4 protein-coding genes are annotated in these 2,011 nt (G+C 66.8%); 2 read left to right on the plus strand and 2 right to left on the minus strand.

The window, feature by feature from the left end:
- Both MOV75_RS36050 and MOV75_RS36055 read left to right on the plus strand, forming a co-directional pair.
- Window positions 1-575, plus strand: a 575-nt coding sequence (locus tag MOV75_RS36050) for a ribonuclease activity regulator RraA (protein WP_247007748.1), incomplete at its 5' end; no start/stop codon positions are given.
- 17 nt (window positions 576-592) lie between these two features.
- Window positions 593-997, plus strand: coding sequence for a cupin domain-containing protein (locus tag MOV75_RS36055; RefSeq protein ID WP_028144578.1), 405 nt, complete (start codon window positions 593-595; stop codon window positions 995-997).
- A 110-nt stretch (window positions 998-1,107) separates the two neighbouring features.
- Here MOV75_RS36055 and MOV75_RS36060 read toward each other — a convergent pair whose 3' ends face one another.
- Entirely contained in the window at window positions 1,108-1,464 is a 357-nt protein-coding gene (locus MOV75_RS36060) for a hypothetical protein (RefSeq protein ID WP_246931346.1), read from the minus strand.
- Window positions 1,465-1,644: 180 nt separating this feature from the next.
- A partial coding sequence (locus MOV75_RS36065; RefSeq protein WP_247007750.1) for a DUF2147 domain-containing protein occupies window positions 1,645-2,011 on the minus strand: 367 nt, incomplete at its 5' end.

The raw sequence follows: 2,011 nt of genomic DNA on the forward strand, positions 1-2,011 counted from the left end.
GCCTGCCGCGCCTGGTGGGACCGGCCTTCACGCTGCGCTTCGTGCCGGCGCGCGAGGATCTGGCGACGCCGGAATCCTGGTCGTCGCCGATCTCGACCCGCACCGCGATCGAGGCGATGCCGGAGGGATGCATCGCCGTGGTCGATGCCATGGGCATCACCGATGCCGGCATCTTCGGCGACATTCTCTGCGCCCGCATGATGAAGCGCGGCGTCACCGCTCTCGTCACCGACGGCGTCGTGCGTGACGTCGAGGGCGTGCTCGGCACCAATCTTCCGGTGTGGTGCGACGGCTATGCCGCGCCGCCCTCCGTGGCCGGCCTGACCTTCGTCGGCTGGGGCGAGCCGATCGGCTGCGGTGGGGTTGCCGTTTTTCCGAACGACATCGTGGTCGCCGACCAGGACGGCTGCGTGTTGATCCCGCAGGCGATGCTCGATCACGTCCTCAACGAGGGCGTCGAGCAGGAGCGCATGGAAGCCTGGATCGTCAACGAGGTGAACAATGGCGCGGTGCTGCCGGGCCTCTATCCCATGAACGCCGAGACCAAGGCGCGCTACGCCGCCAGCAAGAAGTAACGGAAGCGAGGAATCCCATGGAGATCACTGTTGCAGGCACGCGGCCGACCCGCCGCGCGCCCAAGGAAAACTTCACCGGCACCGTGTGGCAGGACCCCGTGATCATGGCGCCCGCGCCCGCACGGCTGAATTGCTCGCGCGTTGCGTTCGAGCCGGGCGCCCGCACCAACTGGCATCACCATCCGCTCGGGCAGACGCTCTACGTCATCTCCGGCGTCGGGCGCGTGCAGACCAAGGGCGGTCCGGTCAGGGAGATCCGTCCCGGCGACACTGTCTGGATTCCACCGGGCGAGTTGCACTGGCACGGAGCGTCGCCGACCAACGGCATGTGCCACATCGCCATGCAGGAAGCGCTCGACGGCGTCTATTCGACCTGGCTGGAGCCGGTCACTGACGCGGAGTATGGGGCGGCGCTGGGCTAAGAAGGTCCTCGTGTGTGTCCCGGAATCTTCCGGCGACTAACCAAGACTCCTGGGTCCCGGCTCTGCGCAGCAGCCTTGCACGCTGCGGCGCGTCCGGGACACCAGACCTGCTACATCCGCTCCGCCGTCCACGTCCCCGTGCACAGCGCGCCGCGCCAGGTGCCGGAGCCCGAGGTGCCGCTCAGTCGTCCGAAGCCGACGGCGCGCTTGATACCGGTGCTGAGGGTGACATTGATGCTGCCGGCGTCCGCCACGCGGCCTGACGCTGACACTGCGGTGCTGCTCGAGGCGATCTGCCCGTTGTTGATGCCGATCGCGACGGTCGCGCCGTTGCCGCAGGTCTCGCTCGATGACGAGATGCGGACATTCCATGTGCCGTCGAAAGTACTTGTCGCAGCATCAGCCTGCGCGAGCGGGAAGGCGATGGCGACGATGGTGGCGAAGAGACCTTTGCGAAAGCCGTTCATGACACGCCCCTGTGGGTGACCATGCGGGGAACATGGCACGGGCGCGGAACCGGCGATGTGAGGGCTGTCACGCGAGCGGCAGGCTCTGTGAGGTGGCGCACGTCACGTTGACGCCGCGGCCAAAAGCAAAGGGGCCCGGATCGCGGGCCCCTTCCTCAATCAGAAGCGTCGAGTCAAAACTCAGTTCACCCGCGTCCAGGTCTGCCCGCCGCAGAACATGCCGCCGAAGGCGCAGCCCTGCACGCGCAGGCGGTCAGTGCCCTTCATTGCGATCGTCGAATCGTAGGTCGAGCCGGAGTTCGGATCGAGGATGCGGCCGGACCATTTCTGGTCCTTGCTCGGCTTCATGTTGATCAGAACCTGCTCGCCATTCTGGTTCGATTTGCTGTCGACCGAATAGCCGCACAGATTGCTGCCGCATTGCTCGATGCGGACCTTGCCTTCCTTCTCCTCGGTGAGCCAGACGCCGAGCGGTGAATTGAGATCGCGCGTGGGCGCGGCTGCGGGAGATGGCGTGGCTGCGGCCGCCTTGACGGGGCCCGGGGCG

The sequence above is a fragment of the Bradyrhizobium sp. PRIMUS42 genome, assembly GCF_023006515.1.
Classification (GTDB): domain Bacteria; phylum Pseudomonadota; class Alphaproteobacteria; order Rhizobiales; family Xanthobacteraceae; genus Bradyrhizobium.